The sequence below is a fragment of the Roseateles sp. YR242 genome (genome assembly GCF_900109745.1).
Lineage (GTDB): Bacteria > Pseudomonadota > Gammaproteobacteria > Burkholderiales > Burkholderiaceae_C > Roseateles.
Genome location: NZ_FOAV01000012.1, coordinates 135,516 through 154,908 on the forward strand (window position 1 = coordinate 135,516; position 19,393 = coordinate 154,908).

The window sequence follows — 19,393 nt, forward strand, 5'->3', positions numbered from 1 at the left end:
GGCGCGCGCGAATCCCCTCAGCGCGCCGTCAGCGCCTGGTGCCAGAGGGTGGCCGCCTGCTCGACCCCGTCGGCGCTGAAGTGGCAGCCGTTGCGTGCCGCGCCCTGCAGCCGATCGGTGTCGGGCCCGGCGCGAAAGCCGTTGGTGGGCTCGTCCACCAGGTCCTGGATCGCCGCGCGGATGGCCGGCCCCATGGCGGGCGGGCAATAGGTGGATTGGGCCAGCCACCAGGGCCCGGGCAGCCCCCGGGCTTCGGTCAAGGCGCGCAACCGACGCATCCCACGCACATAGTCCTGCGCAGCCGTGCTGTTGATGGCATCGGCTTCGCCCTGCTGCCACAGCACGGCGGCGATGGGCCATCCGGTGGCGACGGTTGCGTCGATCTGGCGTTCCCACAAGCGCCGCAATGGGCTCGCATCCCCGATCCAGTCCTCCAGTGCGGTGCCTTCCACGGCCACAACGACCCAGACGATGGGACGCCCGCGCCATTGGCCCTGAAGACGCTCGTTGAGCGCGCTCCAGAGGCTGCCCCCCGTGCCGGTTCCTCCGGGCAACGGCGCCTTCGCCATCACACATCGTCCATCGTGGAGGACCGCCATCGGTGGACGACTCACCCTCGTGTCGGCGTGGTTGGCCGCATTGGACTGCCCCATCACCACCACGATGAGCGGCATGCGGCCCGCCAGCCAGTCCTCGCAGCCCGGGCTGTTGGCGAGGATGGGTTGGACAGCCTCGACGCGGCGCAGCAGATCCTCCTGCAGGAATTGATGGTGGCGCCACGCCTTGAGGCCGGCGGCCCCACCCAGCAGCGCCGCTGCGGCGACCACCCCGGCGGCCACACGCCCGCCTCGGCCCACCGCCGGCAAGCGCTCAGCCACCGTTCACCACGGCCTCTTTCCTGGGCGTGTGTTGCTGGTACCGCGCGCGGATCCAGCGCATGCCGGGCTGCTCGACCCAGCGGGTCAAGGCGTGGGCCAGGCCCAGCACCGCCACGAAGGTGAGCACGATGGCCAGCGTGCTGGGCAGGCCCATGGCCTCCAGCCGCAGCAGCAGCGCCCAGCCGATGTTCTCGTGCACCAGGTAGAGCGTGTAGGAAATCGCCCCCAGCCACAGCCACAGCCGGTGTTCCAGCCAGGTCCAGCGCCCGCGTGCCGCGCCCATCAGCACGATGAAGAAAAAGACCGCCAGCAGTCCGATGGGCCAGCCATCGACCAGCGCCAGCACCGCCAGCGCCGCGGCGGCCAGCCAGCGGTCAGGCACCGTGCGAGTGTCGCCGGGCCGGGAGAGCCGGTAGACCGCCACCCCCAGGGCAAACCAGGCGATGAAGGGCAGCAGCAGCCAGCGCTGCAGCAGCCAGGGCAGGTCCACCGACCAGAACCCCGCAGCCGCCGCATACACCAGCCGGATCGCGAGGAAGGCCAGCAGCACCTGCCGCAACCGCGCGCCCCCGCCCGCGCGGTAACTCAGCAGCGCCCAGGCGTAGAACAGCAGCTCCACCGACAGCGTCCAGTACACGCCGTCCACATGGGCCACGCCCACGAATTCCTGCAGCATGCTCAGGTTGACCAGCAGCGTCTGCCAGCCCACCGTCTTGCCAGGCAGGCCCAGCGCGTGCGTGAGCGCGAACGTGAGCAGCACCGCGCCCCAGTACGCGGGATAGAGCCGGCTGAAGCGCGACTTCACGAAGTCCAGCGGGCGGCGGGTGCGCTCCAGCGTCATGAAGATGACGAACCCGCTGATCATGAAGAACAGGTTGACCCCGTAATGCCCCCACGGCAGGGACACCAGCGGCGGGCTGGCATGGCCATACAACTGATCAAAGCGGGTGGTGTAGTGGAAGAACACCACCAGCAGCGCTGCGATGCCACGCAAGGCATCCAGTTGCGCCAGACGGGGTGCGCTGCCGCTCATGCGCGGCCCTGCCGGGGCCGGGCCCGGGTCGTCACACCAGCACCTCGGCGGCCGCCGGATGGCTCAGGAAATTCTGCGGGCTGGCCGTGACGCCATACGCGCCGGACTGGAACACCACCACCAGGTCGCCGGGCTGGGCCTGCGCCAGTGCCATGCGTTCGCCCAGCAAGTCCAGCGGCGTGCACAAAGGCCCCACGACGGAGACTCCCGCCTCGGTCTCGCCACCCATGCGGTTGCCGATGGCGACGGGATAGTTCTTGCGGATGACCTGGCCGAAGTTGCCCGAGGCCGCCAGGTGATGATGCAGGCCGCCATCGGTCACCAGGTAGACCTGCCCGCGCGAAACCTTGCGGTCCACCACACGGCAAACGTAGAGGCCGGCCTCGCCCACCAGGTAACGCCCCAGCTCGATGACCAGCCGGGCCTGCGGCAGCAAGGCGTGCGCCCGGGCCTGCAGCGCTGCCAGGTTCTCACCGATGAGCGTCAGGTCCAGCCGCTGCTCACCCGGGAAATAGGGAATGCCGAAGCCGCCCCCGAGATTGAGCACCCGAACAGGCGCTGGCGCCGCCTCGGCCAGACGGACCGCGAGCTCGAAGCTCTTCTGTTGCGCCTCGATGATGGCTTCAGGCTTGAGGTTCTGCGAACCGGCAAACAGGTGGAAGCCCTCGAAACCCAGGCCGGCGTCCCCGATGGCCTTCAGCAGCTCGGGCACCTGCTCCGCATCCACGCCGAACTGCTTGGGGCCACCGCCCATCTTCATGCCGGAGGACTTGAGCTCGAAGTCCGGATTGACCCGCACCGCCACACGGGCCGCATAACCCGTCTCGCCACACAGCCGGGCCAGCAGCCCTACCTCGCGGAAGGACTCGATGTTGATCAGGATGCCCGCAGCCAGTGCCTGGCGCAGCTCCAGCTCGCTCTTCCCCGGGCCGGCGAAGCTGATCTCGCGCGGGTCCGCCCCGGCATCCAGGGCCACCTGCAATTCACCGCCCGAGGCCACATCGATGCCGTCCACCAGGCCGGCCATGTGCGCCACCAGCGCGGGCATGGGGTTGGCCTTCATGGCGTAGTGCAGTTCGATGCCTGCAGGCAGAGCCGTGCGCAGCGACTGCACGCGGGCGCTCAATTGACGGCGGTCATAGGCATAAAACGGCGTGCGGCCCACGCGGTCGGCCAGGCGGGACAACGGCTGCCCGCCGATCTGCAGCTCGCCAGCCACCACCGGGAATTGATCCAGGGGAGCGTGCTGCGGCGGCAGCTTGGCCGCCGGGGTCTCAGGACTTTGCATCGGATTCCAGTGCAGCGAGCCACTCGGTGCTGAGCAGCTTGCGGTCGATCTTGCCATTGGGGTTGCGCGGCAGCGGGCCGCTTCGGGCCTGCACACCGGCCGGGATCATGTAGGCGGGCATGCGCGCCCGGCAGGCGGCCAGCACCGCAGCCACATCCAGCGCCTGCGCGTCGCCCGGCGCCGTGGCAATCACCTGGATGGCCTGGCCCAGCGTGGCGTGCTCCACGCCAAAGGCCACGCACTCCCCCACCAACTGCGTCGCGTAGAGGATTTCCTCGACCTCGGTGGGGCTGACCCGATAACCCGAGGTCTTGATCATCTCGTCACGGCGGCCGATGAAGTAGAGAAACCCCTGCGCATCCATGCGTACCGTGTCGCCCGAGAACACCGCATATTCCGGCAACTGCAGGCCGGCCTCGCGGCCCGGCGCCCCGGTGGGCAGCAGCTTGTAGCGCTCGGCGGTCTTCTCGGGGTCGTTCCAGTAGCCCAGGCCCACCAGCGCACCGCGGTGCACCAGCTCACCGGGCTCGTCCGGCGCACTGGGCGTGCCGTCTTCGCGCAGCACCAGGATCTCCGCATTGGGAATCGCCTTGCCGATGGAATCGGGGCGGCGATCCACCTCTTCCGGCGGCAGGTAAGTGGAGCGGAAGGCCTCGGTCAGACCGTACATCAGGAACGGCTGGGCAGCGGGCACACGCTGGCGCAGCAGGCCCAGCGTGTCGCGCGGCATGCGGCCACCGGTGTTGGCGAAGTAGCGAAGGTGCTCGTTGATGGCGGCCGGCCACTCGAGTTGGGAGAGCTGGATGTAGAGCGGCGGCACGGCTGTGAGGCCGGTGATGCGGTCACGTTCCAGCGCCTTGAGCACGTCGCGCGGCATCAGGTAGTTCAGCAGCGTGACGGAGGCGCCGCTGTGGAAGGCCGTGGTCAACTGGCTGAAGCCGGCATCGAAGGACAGCGGCAACGCCGCCAGCAGCCGGTCCTGCGGGCGATTGCCCAGGTAGCTCGCCACGCTCCTGGCGCCCGCCACCATGTTGCGGTGAGAGAGCACCACCCCCTTGGGCCGGCCGGTGGAGCCAGAGGTGTAGAGGATGGCCACCATGTCGGTATCGATGACCCGGTGGGGCGTCTGCGGCGCCGCATCCAGCAGGTCTGCGTAGCGGATCCAGCCGGCTTGCCCGCCCTCCGGCGCTTCGGCGGGCGGATCCACCAGCACCACCTGCCGCAGCGAGGGGCATTGGGCCAGCACCGGCTGCAGGGCGGCCAGGCGTTCCCGCGAGGTGATGAGCACCCGGACATCGCAATCCCGCACGATGAAACCGACCTGCTCGGCCTTCAGGATCGGGTTGATGGGCACAAACACGCCGCCGGCCGCAGGGGTGGCAAAGCTGGCCACCACGGTCTCCAGGCGCTTGTCGAGGTAGATGCCCACCCGCTCGGCTCGGCCCAGGCCCAGGGACAGCAGGCCATGGGCCAGCGCCTCGGTCTGCGACGCGAGTTCACCGTAGTTCAGGGTGCGAGCACCGTCCCGCAATGCGGGGGCCGCGGGGTCGCGTTCGGCGCTGTGCAGGAGGAGGTGCGGGAGCAGATGGCTGTCGACGGCGGGCATGGAAAAAAGTATCTCATGCACGCTCCCGGAAAGACTGCACGGTCCGGGCACCCTCCCCTTGGGATGGGGGGGCGTTTGGCGGGCGCTCCCAGAGAGGCCGACGGTTAAGATCCCGCTCGATCATGAACATCCAAGAACATCTGCTGACCATCCTGGACGACGTCCTCAGCCTCGAGGGCCGCGCCAAGGCCTTCACGCCGGACACCGCCCTGCTGGGCGCCATCCCGGAACTCGATTCCATGGCCGTCGTCAGCCTGATCACCGCGCTGGAGGAACAATTCGGCATCGTCGTGGACGATGACGAAATCGACGGTTCCACCTTTGCCACGGTGGGCGCACTGACGGACTTCCTGAACGGCAAGCTGGCCGCCGCCTGAGCGGCGCCCTCCGACCGGCCATGACCGCCGCGTGCCGCAGCTTCTTCCTGGATGCCGGCCCACGCGGCCAGCGCCTGTGCGTCCACCATGCCGCGCAGGGCGTTGTCACGCCCCGTGGACAGATCCTGCTGCTGCCGCCGTTTGCGGAAGAATTGAACAAATCCCGCCGGATGATCGCGCTGGCCGCCCGAGCATTCGCGCAGGCCGGCTTCGATGTGCTGCTGACGGACCTGCTGGGCTGTGGCGACAGCAGCGGCGACTTTGGTGACGCCAGCTGGGACGATTGGCTGGACGACACGTACCGCGCCGCCATCTGGCTAACCGAACAGGCGTCCCAGCCCCGGTCAGCTACCCATCCCCACACGACCCACACCGCCCACACCCCTGTGCCCTTGTGGCTCTGGGGCGTGCGCGCCGGCGCCCTCTTCGCCGCCCCGCTGATGGAGCGGCTGGACCGCCCGGTGCAATGGCTGCTGTGGCAACCGGTCACCGCCGGCAAGCTGCAGCTGCAGCAGTTCCTGCGCCTGAAAGTGGCCGCCGACCTGGTGGGCGGCCAGGCCAAGGGGGCCATGCAGGCCCTGCGGACCCAGCTGGACCAGGGGCAATCGGTGGAAGTGGCCGGTTATCGGCTCTCACCCGCGCTGGCGCGGGGCCTGGAGCAGGCGCAGCTCAAACCCACGCCCCGCCTTCAGCACCTGGTCTGGCTGGAAACCAGCACGCGCGAGGAACCCGCCCTGACACCGGCCGCCGCCATGGCCGTGCAGGCCTGGACCGAACAGGGCTGCACCGTACAGGCCGCTGCCGTGGCCGGCCCTTCGTTCTGGGCCGCCACCGAGATCGAAGTCGCCCCGGCGTTGATTGACGCCAGCGTGGCGGCGCTGCTGCAAGCCGCGCAGTCATCTCCGGCAAGCGCCGTGGTGGAAGGGGCACGCGCATGAGCCCCCCCGGCACCAACCTGGCCACGCCCGGCTATCGGGACACCGTGTTGAGCGTGCCCTGCGAGGGGGACCTGCTGTGGGGCATCCTCACCGAGCCGGCATCGTTGAACCCGAGCATGCCGGCCGACACCAATACGGACGTGGGCGTGCTGCTCATCGTCGGCGGCCCGCAATACCGCGTCGGCTGCCACCGCCAGTTCACCCTGCTCGGCAGGGCGCTGGCCCACGGCGGCATCCCCTGCCTGCGCATCGACTATCGCGGCATGGGCGACGCCACGGGCGAAGCGCGTGACTTCGAGCAGATCGACGACGACATGGCCGCTGCCATCGACCAATGGCAGCGCGACCGCCCGGCGCTGCGCCGGGTGCTGATCTGGGGCCTGTGCGACGCCGCCTCCGCAGCGCTGATGTATGTGCACCGCCGCCGCGACCCGCGCGTGGCCGGCCTGTGCCTGGCCAACCCCTGGGTGCGGACCGAAGAAAGCCTGGCCCGGGCCCAGGTGAAGCACTACTACTGGGACCGCCTGCGCCAGGGCGCCTTCTGGCGCAAGCTGCTGAGCGGGCGCGTGGGCTTGGCGGCGGTGAAGGAATTGCTGGGCAAGATCGGCCAGGCGCGCGCGCAAGGCCAGGGGCCCGGTGAAGGTTCCATGCACTACACCGCCCGCATGGCCGCCAGCCTGCGCAGCTTCACAGGCCCGGTGCTGCTGATGCTCTCCGGCGACGACCTCGTGGCCAAGGAGTTCCTGGACCGTTGCCGCACCGGCGGCCCGGCCTGGCAGGGCCTGCTGGCCCGCCCGCTCCTGCGCCGCGAAGACCTGCCCGAAGCCGACCATACCTTTGCCAGCGCGGCCTGGCGTGCGCAGGTCGAGGCCTGGACCCTGTCCTTCGCAGCGTCGATCGCCGCTGGCGGTGACGGCCAGGACCCGCGCCCTGCCTCAGCCTGAATGGAGACCCGCATGTTTGCCATGACCCGCACCGTCCGCCACACGCTGATCGCCTTGTCCAGCCTGCTGCTGATCGGCCACACCAGCGCCCAGACGCTGGCCGGCTGCGGCAGCCTGGCCAACAACTACGGCCCGCACGATTACCGGGACTGGAAGGACCTGCCGCCGATCGACCCGGTGACCAAGGAAATGTCGCCGCTGCAGTTGGTCGAGGGCGCCCACTTCATCGACACCTGCGAGGCGCTCTACAAGTGCAAGCGCGGCAGCATCGGCACCGACATCGACTACACGCTGCGTGCCTTCCCCAACCACCACCGCGCGCTGGTGGCCATGATGCGGTATGGCGAGCTGACCCGGAAGGCGCAGCCCCCCGAAGCCCGCTTCACGGTGGACTGCTACTTTCGCCGCGCCCTGGTCTGGCGTCCGGAAGACGCCATCGCCCGGCTGCTCTACGTGAACTTCCTCAACGAGAACAAGCGCACGGCGGAGGCCCGCCAGCAACTGCAGGAAGCCGCCCGGCATGTCGGCGACAACGCCTTCACCATCTACAACCTGGGCATGGTGGCCATGGACCTCAATGAGGTGGACATGGCGGTGGATGCCGCCCGCCGCAGCTACGGCGCGGGCATGAAGCATCCCGCGCTGCGCCAGCGCCTGGAGGCCGCCAACCGCTGGCCCGCCGACCTGGTGCTGCCGGGGGAAGATGGGGCTTCGGCGCCGGCCTCCGGCGCGAATGCCGCGTCGTCAGCCGGTGCAACGCCCGCCGCCCCGCCAGCGTCATCGCCGGCATCGCTGCCGCCGGCGGCCGTCTCCACGCGTTGAGCGGATGCCGGACACCCCAGTGACCAGCCACGCCACGCCCCTGGCGCCGCGCCTGCCCGTGATGGGCTGGCAGACCTTCCGTGGCGCGCGCGACGCGGCCATGCCCAGCCTGCTGGACCACCCCCGCCACCAGCTCACCACCAGCGGCCGCGCGGCCATCCTGCTGGCGCTGGAATGCGTGGGTGTGGGCCCGGACGACGTGGTGCTGCTGCCCACCTACCACTGCCCCACCATGGTGGCGCCGGTGCTGACGCTGGGCGCACAGGCGGTCTTCTATCCCATCGACGCGCAAGGCGCACCGCGCCTGGACTGGCTGGCCCAGCATGCGCCTGCGAGTGCCAAGGCCATGCTGGCGACGCACTACTTCGGCCTGCCGCAGCCCATGGAGGCCAACCGCGCCTGGTGTGATGCGCGGGGCATTGCACTGATCGAGGACTGTGCCCACGCCATGTTCGGCCGCAGCGGCGCACGTGCCGTCGGCAGCTGGGGCGACGTGGCCATTGCCAGCCTCACCAAGTTCTTCCCCGCGCCGGAAGGCGGCATCCTGGCCCTCAACCGACCGGATCTGCAACAACCCGTGTTGACGCCCGTGCACGCCATCCAGCAGGTGAAGGCCGCCGCCGACATCCTGCACATGGGCGCGAGCCACGACCGCCTGACCGGACTGAACCGGCTGATCCGGGGCGTGTTTGCGCTGCGCGGCCTGCTGCGTCACCTGGTGCGCGGCCAGCCTGCCGCGCCGGTGCCGGCGCAGGCGGATCCCGGCCCGCCCCCCGAGGAAGAGCTGGACGCCAACATGGCGCTGATCGACCTTCCCCTCTCGCATCGGGCCCTGACCAGCGCCAGTGCCTGGGTGTCCACCGGCGTGCCGCGCCAGCGCATCGTCCAGGCCCGTCGTCGCAACTACGAATTCCTGCTTCAGGCGCTGCGCGGTCATGAAGGCTTCCAGCCGCTGGTGCAGCGGCTCCCGTCGGACAGCGCGCCGTATGTCTTCCCGCTGTGGGTGCGTACGCCAGACCCCGGCTACCTGGAAATGCGCCGCATGGGCGTGCCCGTGTCCCGCTGGGACCGGCTCTGGCCCGGCGTACCGGCACTGGACGGCGATGTGGGCGTGCCCTGGTCGCATCACGTGCTGCAGCTGGCCTGCCACCAGGACCTCAGCGATGCCGAGCTGGCCTGGATCGTCACGCAGGTCCGACGTCTGTTCGGGACGTGAAGGTGCCGCGACCATGCCCGCCACCCTGCCCGCCATGCCGCCGACCCCGCGCACCATGAAACGTGTGCTGATGATCAGCTTCCAGTTTCCGCCGATGGCGGGGACCAGCGGCGTCCAGCGCGCGCTGCGTTTTGCGCAGCAGCTGCCGGAGGAAGGCTGGACCCCCAGCATCCTCACCGTCCACCCGCGCGCCTATGAACACACCGGCACCGACCTGCTGGACGAGGTGCCGGCCGGCATGACGGTCACCCGCGCCTTTGGGCTGGACGCAGCACGGCAACTCTCGCTGGCCGGGCGGTATCCCGGCCTCCTGGCGCGTCCGGACCGCTGGACCAGTTGGCTCCTGGGCGCGGTGCCGGCCGGCCTGGCCATGATTCGTGCGGAACGGCCGGATGTGATCTGGAGTACCTACCCCATCCCCACGGCCCACCGCATCGGCCACGCGTTGGCGCGGCTGAGCGGCCTGCCCTGGGTGGCGGACTTCCGGGACCCGATGGCGCATGAGGGCTATCCGGCCGATCCGGTGCTCTGGCGCAGCTTTGCAGCGGTGGAGCGTCTGGTGTTTGGCCGGGCCCGCCGCATGACCTTCACCACACCCGGCGCCGCCCGCCTGTATGCAGCGCGCTTCCCGGAAACGGCGGACCGGCTGCGGGTGATCGAGAACGGCTACAGCGAAGAGGCCTTCCAGGCGGCGGAACGACAGGTCCGGAACCGGGGCCCAGCGCCAGGCCACGGCCATGCGCAACCCCAAGCCCAGGCCTACGCACCGGCCCAGGGACATGCCGACGCCCCCCGCATCCTGCTTCACAGCGGCGTGATCTACCCCGACTGGCGCAGCCCGGCCGGGCTGTTCCAGGCATTGGCAGCGGCCAAGGCCGCCGGCCGGCTCTCGGCCGCCCGCTTCCAGTTGCGCCTGCGCGCCACCGCCCACGACGACTTCGTCCAGCGCCTGGCCGCCGAGCATGGCGTTCACGACCTCGTGCAGGTGCTCCCTGCGCTGCCCTACGTGGACGCGCTCGCCGAAATGCTGCAGGCCGACGGCCTGCTGCTGCTGCAGTCCCGCGACTGCAACGACCAGATCCCCGCCAAGGCCTACGAGTACCTGCGCGCCGGCCGCCCCATCCTGACCCTGGCCGACCCGGCCGGCGACACCGCCCAACTGATGCACCGCGCCGGCCTGCTGCATCAGGCGCCGCTGGAAGATGCCGCCGCCATCGATGCCGCCTTGCACGGTTTCCTGGACGACTGGGAGACCGGACAACCGACCAGGCCGGACCGCACACACATCCTGTCCGCGTCGCGACGCGCCCGCACCACCGAACTTGCCCAGGTCCTGGACGAGGCCTGCCGCGACACGCGGGCGCCTCGTGCAGCGCAGCCACCCATACAAAGAGCCCGCCCATGACCTGGACGATTCACCCCCTCCCCCGCGCCGACGCCTTCGCCCCCCACGCTGCGGCCTGGGACCACCTGCAGGCCCGCGTGGCCGACCTGCCCTTCCTGGAGAGCGGTTTCCTGCAGCCCTTGCTGGCCGCATTCGGCACCGGTCGTGAGCACCTGGCGCTGCATGGCACGCCGGGCGCGCCCACGGCGGCGGCCATCGTCGTCAAGGGCGGCCGCGGGCAATGGACCACCTTCCAGCCCTCGCAGCTTCCGCTGGGCGCCTGGCTGAGCGAAGCCGGTGCACCGCTGGCGCCCCTGGCCGCCGGGTTGGTGCGGGCACTGCCCCAGCCGGCATTGGCCGTGGGCCTCACGCAACTGGACAGCCTGTTCCACCCGCGGCCCGCCGACGGTCCGCGCTGGCGCGGCCAGGACTACATCGACACCGCCTGGGTGGATATCGACGGTCCGTTCGAGGCCTACTGGGAAGCACGCGGCAAGAACCTGCGCCAGAACCTGCGCAAGCAGCAGAAGAAGCTGGAGGCCACCGGCATCCAGACGCGGATGGAATGCCTCACCAGCCCGGACGATGTGGTGCCGGCCCTGGCTCACTACGGCCGCCTGGAGGCCAGCGGCTGGAAAGGCGGGGAAGGCACCGCCATCGCGCCCGGGCATCCGCAGTACGCGTTCTACCTGGCCATGCTGCAGCACTTCTGCCGCCAGGGCCGCGCACGCCTTTATCAATACCGCTTCAATGACGAAGTGGTGGCCATGGACCTGTGCATCCTGGCGGGGGATCGCATCGTGATCCTGAAGACCGCCTATGACGAGGCCCACAAGGCGGTGTCGCCCTCCACCCTCATGCGCCAGCAGCAGTTCGAGCAGCTCTTTGCCGACGCTGCGGCTGGCGGCCCGGTGCGGCGCATCGAGTTCTACGGCAAGGTGATGGAATGGCACACGCGCTGGACCAGCACCGCGCGCCCGCTCTACCACGGCACCTGCTACCGCTGGGCACTGATCAAGTCGCTGCATCTCCTCCTGCATCCCGGCCAGAATCCGGCGCCGCATACCGCGCCGGCGACGCCTGCGGGCCCGCCCGGCAGCGAGCGCGACGCCACACCGGCCGGCGCATCGACGCCGACGGCCCCATGACCCAGGCCCGATCCGTTCGTGGCGCGCTCGCCTGGTCCTTTGCCGAGCGCTACCTCAGCCTGCTGATCACCGTGCCCGCCACGATGATCCTGGCGCGGCTGCTCACGCCCACGCAGGTGGGCGTTTATTCCCTCTGCGCGGTGGTCACCAACCTCGCCTCCATCATGCGGGACTTCGGTGTCTCGGAATACCTGATCCAGGAGCGTGAACTTGACCGCGAGAAGCTGCGCAGCGCCTTCACCATCACGCTGATGATGGCCTGGGGCCTGGCGCTGGTGATCTTCCTGGGCCGCCACCTGCTGGCCGCCTATTACCACGAGCCCCTGCTGGCCGACCTGCTGCTGGTGCTGTGCCTCAACTTCGTGATGCTGCCGCTGGCCTCGCCCTCGTTTGCTCTGCTCAACCGAGAGATGGCCTTCCACACCGTGTGTGTGGTGCAGGTCAGTGCCAACCTGGCCAATGCCGCCACCAGCATCTTCCTGGCCTGGCACGGCCATGGCGCCATCAGTCTGGCCTGGGGCCCGGTGGCGGGCATTGCCACGCAGGTGGTCATCCTTGTCTGGCTGCGTCCGCGCGAAGCGCTGCTGTGGCCACGCCTGCGCGGCGCAGGCCGGCAACTGCGCTTCGGGGCGATGTTCACCGCCTCCCGCCTGGTCGAATCCGGCTCGCGCAATGGCCATGAGCTGATCATCGGCAAGCAGTTCGGTTTCACCGCGCTGGGCCTGTTCAGCCGGGCCACCGGGCTGATCGACCTGCTGGCCACCACCGTCAGTTCCGCCGTGCTGCGCGTGGCCACCCCCGCCTTCGCTGCGGACCATCGCGCCGGCCACAGCCTGGTGGCGCCATACGCCAAGGGCACGGCCATCTACAGCGGCGTGGCCTGGCCGTTCTTCGGCGGCATGGCGCTGCTCTCGCATGACGTGCTGGCCTTGCTGTTCGGTCCGCAGTGGGTGGAGGCGGCGCCCCTGACCACACTGCTGGCGATCTCCGCCATGCCCTATGCCCTGACCGTGCTCGCTCCCAATGCGCTCGCGGCCACCGGCAACGTGCGCCGCCGCCTCACGGTGGCGCTCTGGTATGGCCCCTTGCACCTCGCCTGCGTGCTGGCGGCGTCGTTCTGGAGCCTGCAGGCCGTGGCCGCCGTCTTCCTGGTGGGCAACCTGGTGCAGACCGCCATGTACACCCACCACCTCACCGACGTGCTGCAGGCCCGCCCTCGCGCGCTGTTCGGCCCGAGCTGGGCCAGTGCCAAGCTGGCCCTTGGCAGTTGCGCCGGCTTGGCCCTGACCCAACTAGCCTGCTTTGAATTGCAACTCCCGCTGCTGCCCCGGCTGCTGGCCTGTGTGGCGGTGGGCACCTTGTCCTGGATCGCTTGCGCCGCCTGGCTGCACCACCCGGTGATGGTGGAAGTACGCCGCGCGCTTAGCCACCTGCGGAGCCGCCATGCGTGAAGCCCTGCCCCACCGGCGCCGAAGTGTCGCCCCCGGCGAAGCCCTGCGATGGACCTTGTTTCGCGCGCTTGAGCGGCTGAGTGACTGGCGCGGCAACAACACCCAGGGCGTGTTCACCTTGTCCGACCCCCAGGCCCGCGGCCCCGCCCTGTGGCTCTACATCACCACCATTGGCGAGCTCAATGCCGTGGCACCGATGCTGGAATGGCTGGTGGCGCAACGGCCCGACCTGCGGCCGGTGCTCATCACCGAACATGCGCACTACCAGGAGGCCTATCTGGCCCGGCTGCCCGGCGCCGTGGTCTGCCTAACCCGCGGGCACAGCCTGGATGCACGCCGCCTGGCAGCCCAGTTGCCGCCGCAGGTGCTGGCGCTGGCGGAGATCCCGTGCCTGCCGTCGGACGCGCCCTGCCGCTTCTCCTACGCCTTCTTGCGGGAGGCCCGCCACCATGGCGCCGCCACCCTGCTGCTCAACGGCTGGCTCTACCACTACGCGCCGCCCGCGCGGCTGGACCAGGTGGAGCGCCGGCTGCTGGAGCGGGACTACCTGCAGGCCCTGGATGTGCTGTGTGTGCAGGACGATGAAACCGCCGCCACACTGGCCGCACGCGGAGCGCCGGGCGAGCGGCTGCACGTGACCGGCAACATGAAGTTCGATGCCATGCAGCGCCCCCACTGGCAGGTGTCACAGGCGCGCAGCCCCTTGCTGCTGGGCGCGTTGATCAGCGGCCAGCGGCCCACCGTGGTGGGCGGCTGCGTGACCGAACTGCTGGAACAGCAGGCCGTGCTGGGCGCCTTCCAGCGCCTGCGGGCCCACCATCCCCAGGCGCTGCTCATCCTGGCCCCCCGGCATCCGGAGAACCAGGAACGGCTGCAGGCGTTGCTGGCGCAGGTGGAGGCCCAGGGCTTGTGCTGGGTGCGCCGCTCCGCCGTGCCGGATGCTCCGCTGCCGCCGGACGTGCATTGCCTGGTGCTGGACACCGTGGGGGAACTGCGCGATTTCTATGCGGCGGCCAGCGTCGCCCACGTCGGCGTGGACCACAACGTGCTGGAACCACTGGGGCTGGGCAAGGCGTTGACCATCCAGGACGGCTGGAACACTACCTATCCCTCCTACCCGGTCTACCGCCTGTTGCGCGACCAGGGCGTGCTGCACACCTGCACGGACGAAGCCGCGCTGTGCGAGTACTGGCGCGCGGCCATCGACCATGCGCCCGCCATCACCGAGGATCTGCGGCGCACCGAGGAGGTGCTGGCCGCCATGCGGGGCTCCGTCATCCGTCATCAGCAGGCGTGTGCACCCTGGCTGGCGCACAAGCTGGCTAATCGCGGCTGATCGCGGCTGACCGCGGCTGACGATTTCCGCGGCTTGTGCGCGGCACCACCCGTGTCCGCCCCCGGTTCAGCCTGTCCGCTCCGGCCTCAGTGATCCCGCAGCGTCAGCAACGCATCGCGCGTGGCTTCCAGGTAGGCCCGTCCGTGCCGGGTATCCGGCTCCAGATGGTTGCCCTCGGCCCATTCATTCCAGGCATTGATGAAGACCACCTGGCGATCGGCCGGCTGATGCGTACGGGTCCACAGCAGCGCAGATTCCAGCCAGCGTCGGTAGGCGTCGGGGCTGCTGTTCATCAGCACGGTGGCCCCCTTGGGGCGGCGTGCGCTGTTGTCGAACCCCGGGCTCACGCAGCGAAGGAAGGGATAGGCCGGGGCAGGCTTGGCCATCACACGGTCCACCATGCGCTGGTAGTCGTAGAAGCTGTGCCGGCCGAAGGCCTTGGGCAGCAGGCCCAGTTGCATCGCCAGCCGGGACTTCCAACCCGTGTAGTGCTGGCCGCCCAGGTGGCGCCAGTCCGGGGCGAACTCGATCGACAGGTCCAGGCCCACCGCCCGGACATCCGTGCCTGAGCCGTCGCCACTCCATTCGAACTGCGCCAGCATCAGCTCACCCACGCCTTCCTCACGCGCGATCTCGCGCCAGCGGCCAAAGGTGGCCTGCGGGTCCGGCAGTTGGTCCGCTTTGTAGACGACGAACAGCGGCTTGCCGTCGATGCGGATGTAGCGGGCATCCCGGAAATGCGGCAGCAGCGTGCGGATGTGGGCCTCGTTGTCCTCGGGGCTGTAGCGCTGGGCCATCAGCACCTCGCGGTCCCGGCCGTTCCAGGCGCGGGTCCAGTTCTCGTTGGCCCAGGCCAGGCAGTAGGGGAAGTCTGGCTGTCCGCTGGCACGAATGGCCTCCACCGGCTGCTCCAGCAGGCGCCGGCCGTGGAACCAGTAGTGGTAGTAGCAGAAGCCGCCGATGCCGTATTCACGGGCCAGCTCCGCCTGCGCGGCGCGCGCCTGCGGCAGGCGCAGGTCGTAGAAGCCCAGGTCGCTGGGCAACTGCGGCTGGTGGTGGCCTTTGTACAACGGCTGGGCCTTCACCACGTTGCGCCATTCCGTGAAGCCCTTGCCCCACCAGGCATCGTTCTCCGGGATCGGGTGGAACTGCGGCAGCACGATGGAGATCAGCAAGGGCTGCTGCGTCGAGGCCGAGGGCGCGGACGGCCGGCTGGGGGCAGACGTGCCACTTGTTGTCATCGCGGCACCAACGCCTGCAAGGTGTCACGCCACTGCCGTGCAATGGCCGGCGCAGAATAGTCCCTGGCGATGGTCGGGATGGCGCCGCTGGCGCGTTGAGCCAGATCGCGCGGATCTCCCACGTGCTGGCCCAGCCGGGCCCAGTCGTCAATGGCGCAGAAGTCGCGCCACGGCAGGTAGTCGGGCAAGGGGTCGGTCATCACCGGCACGCCCTGGGCCAGGGCCAGCAGCATGCGGTTGTTGCTCTTGGCCATCGTGAAGGCGTTCAGACGGGCCGGCAGCAGCACCAGGTCCTGCTCGCCCAGCAGCCGCAGGAAGTGCAGCCGGTCCCACGGCCGGTAGCGGTGCTGGAAGCGCGCAGGGCCCAGCAGCTCCCGGTAGCGTTGCTCGGAGTTGCTGACCACCGTCAGCCGCAGGGGCTGCTCCCGGGCAATGGCCTCCAGCATCGGGATGATGCGTTCCAGCTCGGCCATGCCTCCGGCGGCGTAAGCGCTGCCATGGTTGCCGAACCACATCAGCTGCCGCGCCTCGCTGCGGGCCTGCCGGTGTTCACGCAGTTCGCGCCAGGCCCGCCAGTGGCCCGCCCAGCGCCCCGGGTGCATACGGCGCGGCCAGGACTCGTAGGAGCGCAGGGCGGCCGGCGTCTCCACCGGGTCGCCCACGACATGTACCGGTGTGCCGGGGGGCAGTTGCTCCTGCAACAAGGGCTGCAGACCCGGCGACGACACGGTGAACGCGGCAAACAGCGGCAAGGCCTCGCGGTAGGCCGCCAGCAAGCCGGCACGCTCCGTGTCACCCGATTCGTTGAGGAAGTAGTTGTCGAAACTGTCCAGAACCAGCGTGGCGCCGCCGTCGCGCGCCGCCTGCAGTTGCCGGCTTCGCTCGCGCAGCGCCTCGGGCGTGCCCGCATCCAGCAGCCACTTGCCCTGCACCACCAGCAGGCCCTCACGCGGCAAGCGCTGGCCCGGTGCGAGCAGGCGTGACGCCACCCCCAGGCGCGCCAGTTCCCCCTGAGGGATCAGGCAGCGCAGGCGCACGCCGGCATAGGCAGGGTTTTGCGCATGGGGTAACCAGTGGACCAGCAACAGCAACTCCTCGCGCCAGAGGTGGCGCGAAAGCCGCGATTGTGAACCCGCACCCGCCCGGTTTCGGGGGAAGGAGGCCGCCCGGGTGCCCCCAAGATGGGTGGAAGCACCGGCCAGGAGGGACGCCCTCCACAGGGGCACGCTGATAATCCCGGCGTACTTCGGGAAGTCCATGTCAGTTCGCGAACCGTTCTTCTGCACCGGCCAACCTCAGTTTTCCGCCTCGGCGGTGAGTGGCGCGTCCGCGAGCCCTGCCGTGGCTGGCACCGTGCCTGGTGCCACGCCTGGTGCCACGCCTGGTGCCACGCCTGGTGCCGAGGCTGATGTCGCCGCGCGCCGCTGGCAGGCCCTGTTGGCCCAGGCGGATCCGAAACAGGCGCTGGCGCAGGTCGCAGGCCGGTTCTCCGTGGCCTGGCGCCAACCGAACGGCCGCACGGTGCTGGCCACCGACCGTTTCGGCATCGACCCCCTGTGTTATCGGGTGGTTGGGGACCAACTGCATTTCGCCACGCGGGCTGATGACCTGGCCGAGCTTCAGGTTGAGCACGGTGAGCTCGCCCCCGCCGATCTCGACCCGCAGGCGCTGTTCGACTACCTCTACTTTCACGTCATCCCCTCGCCCCGCACCATCTTCAAGGGTGTGTTCCGGCTGCCGCCAGGGCATGTGGCGGTGTTTGAACGGGGTCAACTGCGTGTGGAGCCGTACTGGGTCCCGAGCTTCCACCCCGAACCCGTGGCCGACCTGGCCGGCCTCAAACAGGAATTCCTGGGGCTGCTGGAAAATGCCGTGCGCCGGCAACTCAATGGCACGGATGCTGCCTGCTTCCTCAGCGGCGGCACGGACAGCTCCACCGTGGCGGGCATGATCGGCCGCGTGGCGGGCCGGCCGGCGGACACCTACTCCATCGGCTTCGAGGCCGAGGGCTACGACGAGATGGCCTTCGCGCGCATCACCGCCAAGCAATTCGGCTGCCGTCACCACGAGTACTATGTGACGCCGCGCGACCTGGTGGACGGTATCGCCAAGGTCGCGACCCATTACGACCAGCCCTTCGGCAACAGCTCTGCCCTGCCCGCCTACTACTGCGCCCGCGTGGCCCATGGGGATGGCGTTCAGCGCCTGCTGGCCGGAGACGGCGGGGATGAGCTGTTTGGCGGCAACACCCGTTACGCCAAGCAGACGGTGTTCTCCTGGTATGACCGTGTCCCCGGCCCCCTGCGCTCGGCCCTGCTGGAGCCAGTACTCGGCTCGCCGCTGGGCCGTCTGCCCCTCTTGAAGAAAGGCGCCAGCTACATCGACCAGGCCCGTGTGCCCATGCCGGACCGGCTGCAGAGCTACAACCTGCTCACCCGGCTGGGCCAGGCCAATGTGCTGGAACAGGACTTCCTGCGCCGGGTGGACCCACTGGCCCCGCAGAAGCAGCAGCGCCAGGTCTGGGCCACCGCGCAGGCCGGCCACCTGGTGGACCGCATGCTGGCCTTCGACTGGCGCTACACCCTGGCCGACACCGACCTGCCCAAGGTGGTGGGCACCACGGCGCTGGCGGGTGTGCAGGCAGGTTTCCCGCTGCTGGACGACGGCCTGCTGGCCTTTTCGCAGCGCTTGCCGCCCGCCTTCAAGCTCAAGGGTCTGCAACTGCGCTGGTTCTTCAAGGAAGCGCTGCGCGGCTTCCTGCCCGACGAAATCATCACCAAGAAGAAGCAGGGCTTCGGCCTGCCCTTCGGGGTGTGGGCCACGCGAGACGAGGCACTGGGCGCATTGGCTGCCGACTCCCTCGGCAGCCTGGCCACGCGCGGCATCGTGCGGGCCGACTTCATCCAGAGCCTGCTGCGCCAGCGCCTGCCGGAGCATCCCGGCTACTACGGCGAGATGGTGTGGATCCTGATCATGCTGGAGCAATGGCTGCGCGGCCGCCGCCCCAACTACAGGCTCTGAACACTCAGCCCAGGTCGAGCGGCAGGCCGCGTTCGGCGGCGAAGGCCTTGAGCGCCGGCAGGAGCGCACCGACCTTTTCGGCCACGGCGTCACGGATGGTGTCCACCAGGACCTGGGTCTGGCGCTCGATCTCGATGTGCAAGGAGGCACCCACGCCCTTTTCGGCGAAGGTGGTCATGCGCAGGGTCTCGGGGATGAGCCAGACCTCGAACCAGCCCGAGCCGTCCGCCGCCCGGTGCGCCTCCGAAACCGTCAGGCTGGCGCCATTCACCGCCACATAGCCCTTGGCAAAGATGTAGCGCATCCAGGGCGCCGGCACGGCGATGCGGATTACGTGGTTGTTGGCCGGCTGCCGGATCTCGGCAATGGTGGCCATGAAGTCCACATGGCCGGACAGCGGGTGGCCACCAATCTCGGCCCCCTCCTTGGCTGCACGCTCCACATTCAAGTGGCTGCCCGCCTGGAGCTGACCCAGGGTGGTCAGGTTCAGGCTCTGCTGCATGACATCGAAGTCGGCCTGGGTCGAACTCTTGAGTTCGGTCACGGTCAGGCACACGCCATCACAAGCCACGCTGGCGCCAATCTCCAGGCCCTCGCAGAAGCCTTCCGGAAAATCCAGGGTGAAACTGCGCAGGCCTTCCTTGTCGGTGATGCGCTGGACCGAGGCAATGCCTTGAACGATGCCGGTGAACATGAAAAATCCTTGATCA

Annotated in this window: 17 protein-coding genes; 10 read left to right on the forward strand and 7 right to left on the reverse strand. The window is 69.5% G+C overall.

Annotation, left to right across the window (positions count from 1 at the left end):
• Positions 1 to 17: 17 nt before the first annotated feature.
• The 4 genes from BMY53_RS19835 to BMY53_RS19850 are packed head-to-tail and all read right to left on the reverse strand — an operon-like array spanning position 18 to position 4,805.
• On the reverse strand, positions 18 to 878 hold the full coding sequence (locus BMY53_RS19835; RefSeq protein ID WP_092948222.1) for a sialate O-acetylesterase: 861 nt from the start codon (positions 876 to 878) through the stop codon (positions 18 to 20).
• Positions 871 to 1,911: an acyltransferase family protein gene (locus BMY53_RS19840; protein WP_092948223.1), complete on the reverse strand. Its 1,041-nt coding sequence runs from the start codon at positions 1,909 to 1,911 to the stop codon at positions 871 to 873. The genes BMY53_RS19835 and BMY53_RS19840 overlap by 8 nt, the downstream gene beginning before the upstream one ends.
• Before the next feature lie 31 nt (positions 1,912 to 1,942).
• The gene (locus BMY53_RS19845) at positions 1,943 to 3,199 is read right to left on the reverse strand and encodes a pyridoxal-dependent decarboxylase, exosortase A system-associated (RefSeq protein ID WP_092948224.1); all 1,257 of its coding nucleotides are present in this window, start codon (positions 3,197 to 3,199) and stop codon (positions 1,943 to 1,945) included.
• On the reverse strand, positions 3,186 to 4,805 hold the full coding sequence (locus BMY53_RS19850) for an acyl-CoA ligase (AMP-forming), exosortase A system-associated (protein ID WP_092948225.1): 1,620 nt from the start codon (positions 4,803 to 4,805) through the stop codon (positions 3,186 to 3,188). Before BMY53_RS19850 ends, BMY53_RS19845 begins: the two co-directional genes overlap by 14 nt.
• Before the next feature lie 122 nt (positions 4,806 to 4,927).
• On the opposite strand from BMY53_RS19850, the gene BMY53_RS19855 reads away from it, so the two are divergent.
• Genes BMY53_RS19855 through BMY53_RS19890 form a run of 9 tightly spaced genes read left to right on the forward strand, consistent with a single transcriptional unit; the run spans position 4,928 to position 14,421 of the window.
• Complete coding sequence (locus tag BMY53_RS19855) at positions 4,928 to 5,182, forward strand: acyl carrier protein (protein ID WP_092948226.1); 255 nt, start codon at positions 4,928 to 4,930, stop codon at positions 5,180 to 5,182.
• Between the two features lie 20 nt (positions 5,183 to 5,202).
• Complete coding sequence (locus BMY53_RS19860; RefSeq protein WP_092948227.1) at positions 5,203 to 6,120, forward strand: hydrolase 2, exosortase A system-associated; 918 nt, start codon at positions 5,203 to 5,205, stop codon at positions 6,118 to 6,120.
• Complete coding sequence (locus BMY53_RS19865; RefSeq protein ID WP_092948228.1) at positions 6,117 to 7,064, forward strand: hydrolase 1, exosortase A system-associated; 948 nt, start codon at positions 6,117 to 6,119, stop codon at positions 7,062 to 7,064. Before BMY53_RS19860 ends, BMY53_RS19865 begins: the two co-directional genes overlap by 4 nt.
• A 12-nt stretch (positions 7,065 to 7,076) precedes the next feature.
• Complete coding sequence (locus tag BMY53_RS25550; RefSeq protein WP_143074161.1) at positions 7,077 to 7,886, forward strand: hypothetical protein; 810 nt, start codon at positions 7,077 to 7,079, stop codon at positions 7,884 to 7,886.
• Between the two features lie 4 nt (positions 7,887 to 7,890).
• The gene (locus BMY53_RS19870) at positions 7,891 to 9,102 is read left to right on the forward strand and encodes a DegT/DnrJ/EryC1/StrS family aminotransferase (RefSeq protein WP_177200973.1); all 1,212 of its coding nucleotides are present in this window, start codon (positions 7,891 to 7,893) and stop codon (positions 9,100 to 9,102) included.
• Between the two features lie 13 nt (positions 9,103 to 9,115).
• Positions 9,116 to 10,507 carry a glycosyltransferase gene (locus tag BMY53_RS19875; protein ID WP_255370296.1) on the forward strand — a complete coding sequence of 464 codons (1,392 nt, stop codon included), beginning with the start codon at positions 9,116 to 9,118 and terminating at the stop codon, positions 10,505 to 10,507.
• Positions 10,504 to 11,634, forward strand: a complete 1,131-nt coding sequence (locus tag BMY53_RS19880) for a GNAT family N-acetyltransferase (protein ID WP_092948230.1) — start codon at positions 10,504 to 10,506, stop codon at positions 11,632 to 11,634. The genes BMY53_RS19875 and BMY53_RS19880 overlap by 4 nt, the downstream gene beginning before the upstream one ends.
• Positions 11,631 to 13,085: a lipopolysaccharide biosynthesis protein gene (locus BMY53_RS19885; RefSeq protein WP_177200974.1), complete on the forward strand. Its 1,455-nt coding sequence runs from the start codon at positions 11,631 to 11,633 to the stop codon at positions 13,083 to 13,085. Before BMY53_RS19880 ends, BMY53_RS19885 begins: the two co-directional genes overlap by 4 nt.
• Positions 13,078 to 14,421, forward strand: a complete 1,344-nt coding sequence (locus BMY53_RS19890; RefSeq protein ID WP_092948232.1) for a 3-deoxy-D-manno-octulosonic acid transferase — start codon at positions 13,078 to 13,080, stop codon at positions 14,419 to 14,421. Before BMY53_RS19885 ends, BMY53_RS19890 begins: the two co-directional genes overlap by 8 nt.
• An 86-nt stretch (positions 14,422 to 14,507) precedes the next feature.
• Here the strand turns inward: BMY53_RS19890 and BMY53_RS19895 are convergent, their stop codons facing one another.
• Entirely contained in the window at positions 14,508 to 15,596 is a 1,089-nt protein-coding gene (locus BMY53_RS19895) for a glycoside hydrolase family 99-like domain-containing protein (RefSeq protein ID WP_218151270.1), read from the reverse strand.
• 62 nt (positions 15,597 to 15,658) lie between these two features.
• Positions 15,659 to 16,753 carry a glycosyltransferase family protein gene (locus BMY53_RS19900; RefSeq protein WP_092948234.1) on the reverse strand — a complete coding sequence of 365 codons (1,095 nt, stop codon included), beginning with the start codon at positions 16,751 to 16,753 and terminating at the stop codon, positions 15,659 to 15,661.
• A 166-nt stretch (positions 16,754 to 16,919) separates the two neighbouring features.
• On the opposite strand from BMY53_RS19900, the gene BMY53_RS19905 reads away from it, so the two are divergent.
• A complete protein-coding gene (locus BMY53_RS19905; protein WP_092948235.1) occupies positions 16,920 to 18,683 on the forward strand; it encodes an asparagine synthase in 1,764 nt (587 codons plus the stop codon).
• Between the two features lie 4 nt (positions 18,684 to 18,687).
• Here BMY53_RS19905 and BMY53_RS19910 read toward each other — a convergent pair whose 3' ends face one another.
• On the reverse strand, positions 18,688 to 19,377 hold the full coding sequence (locus BMY53_RS19910) for a riboflavin synthase subunit alpha (protein ID WP_092948236.1): 690 nt from the start codon (positions 19,375 to 19,377) through the stop codon (positions 18,688 to 18,690).
• Between the last annotated feature and the right edge of the window lie 16 nt (positions 19,378 to 19,393).

Bases quoted from the DNA above. Each gene is read 5' to 3' on its own strand.
- BMY53_RS19840 (WP_092948223.1), bottom strand. From the start codon at position 1,911: ATGAGCGGCAGCGCACCCCGTCTGGCGCAACTGGATGCCTTGCGTGGC.
- BMY53_RS19845 (WP_092948224.1), bottom strand. From the start codon at position 3,199: ATGCAAAGTCCTGAGACCCCGGCGGCCAAGCTGCCGCCGCAGCACGCT.
- BMY53_RS19850 (WP_092948225.1), bottom strand. From the start codon at position 4,805: ATGCCCGCCGTCGACAGCCATCTGCTCCCGCACCTCCTCCTGCACAGC.
- BMY53_RS19855 (WP_092948226.1), top strand. From the start codon at position 4,928: ATGAACATCCAAGAACATCTGCTGACCATCCTGGACGACGTCCTCAGC.
- BMY53_RS19860 (WP_092948227.1), top strand. From the start codon at position 5,203: ATGACCGCCGCGTGCCGCAGCTTCTTCCTGGATGCCGGCCCACGCGGC.
- BMY53_RS19865 (WP_092948228.1), top strand. From the start codon at position 6,117: ATGAGCCCCCCCGGCACCAACCTGGCCACGCCCGGCTATCGGGACACC.
- BMY53_RS25550 (WP_143074161.1), top strand. From the start codon at position 7,077: ATGTTTGCCATGACCCGCACCGTCCGCCACACGCTGATCGCCTTGTCC.
- BMY53_RS19870 (WP_177200973.1), top strand. From the start codon at position 7,891: ATGCCGGACACCCCAGTGACCAGCCACGCCACGCCCCTGGCGCCGCGC.
- BMY53_RS19875 (WP_255370296.1), top strand. From the start codon at position 9,116: ATGCCCGCCACCCTGCCCGCCATGCCGCCGACCCCGCGCACCATGAAA.
- BMY53_RS19880 (WP_092948230.1), top strand. From the start codon at position 10,504: ATGACCTGGACGATTCACCCCCTCCCCCGCGCCGACGCCTTCGCCCCC.
- BMY53_RS19885 (WP_177200974.1), top strand. From the start codon at position 11,631: ATGACCCAGGCCCGATCCGTTCGTGGCGCGCTCGCCTGGTCCTTTGCC.
- BMY53_RS19890 (WP_092948232.1), top strand. From the start codon at position 13,078: ATGCGTGAAGCCCTGCCCCACCGGCGCCGAAGTGTCGCCCCCGGCGAA.
- BMY53_RS19905 (WP_092948235.1), top strand. From the start codon at position 16,920: ATGTCAGTTCGCGAACCGTTCTTCTGCACCGGCCAACCTCAGTTTTCC.
- BMY53_RS19910 (WP_092948236.1), bottom strand. From the start codon at position 19,377: ATGTTCACCGGCATCGTTCAAGGCATTGCCTCGGTCCAGCGCATCACC.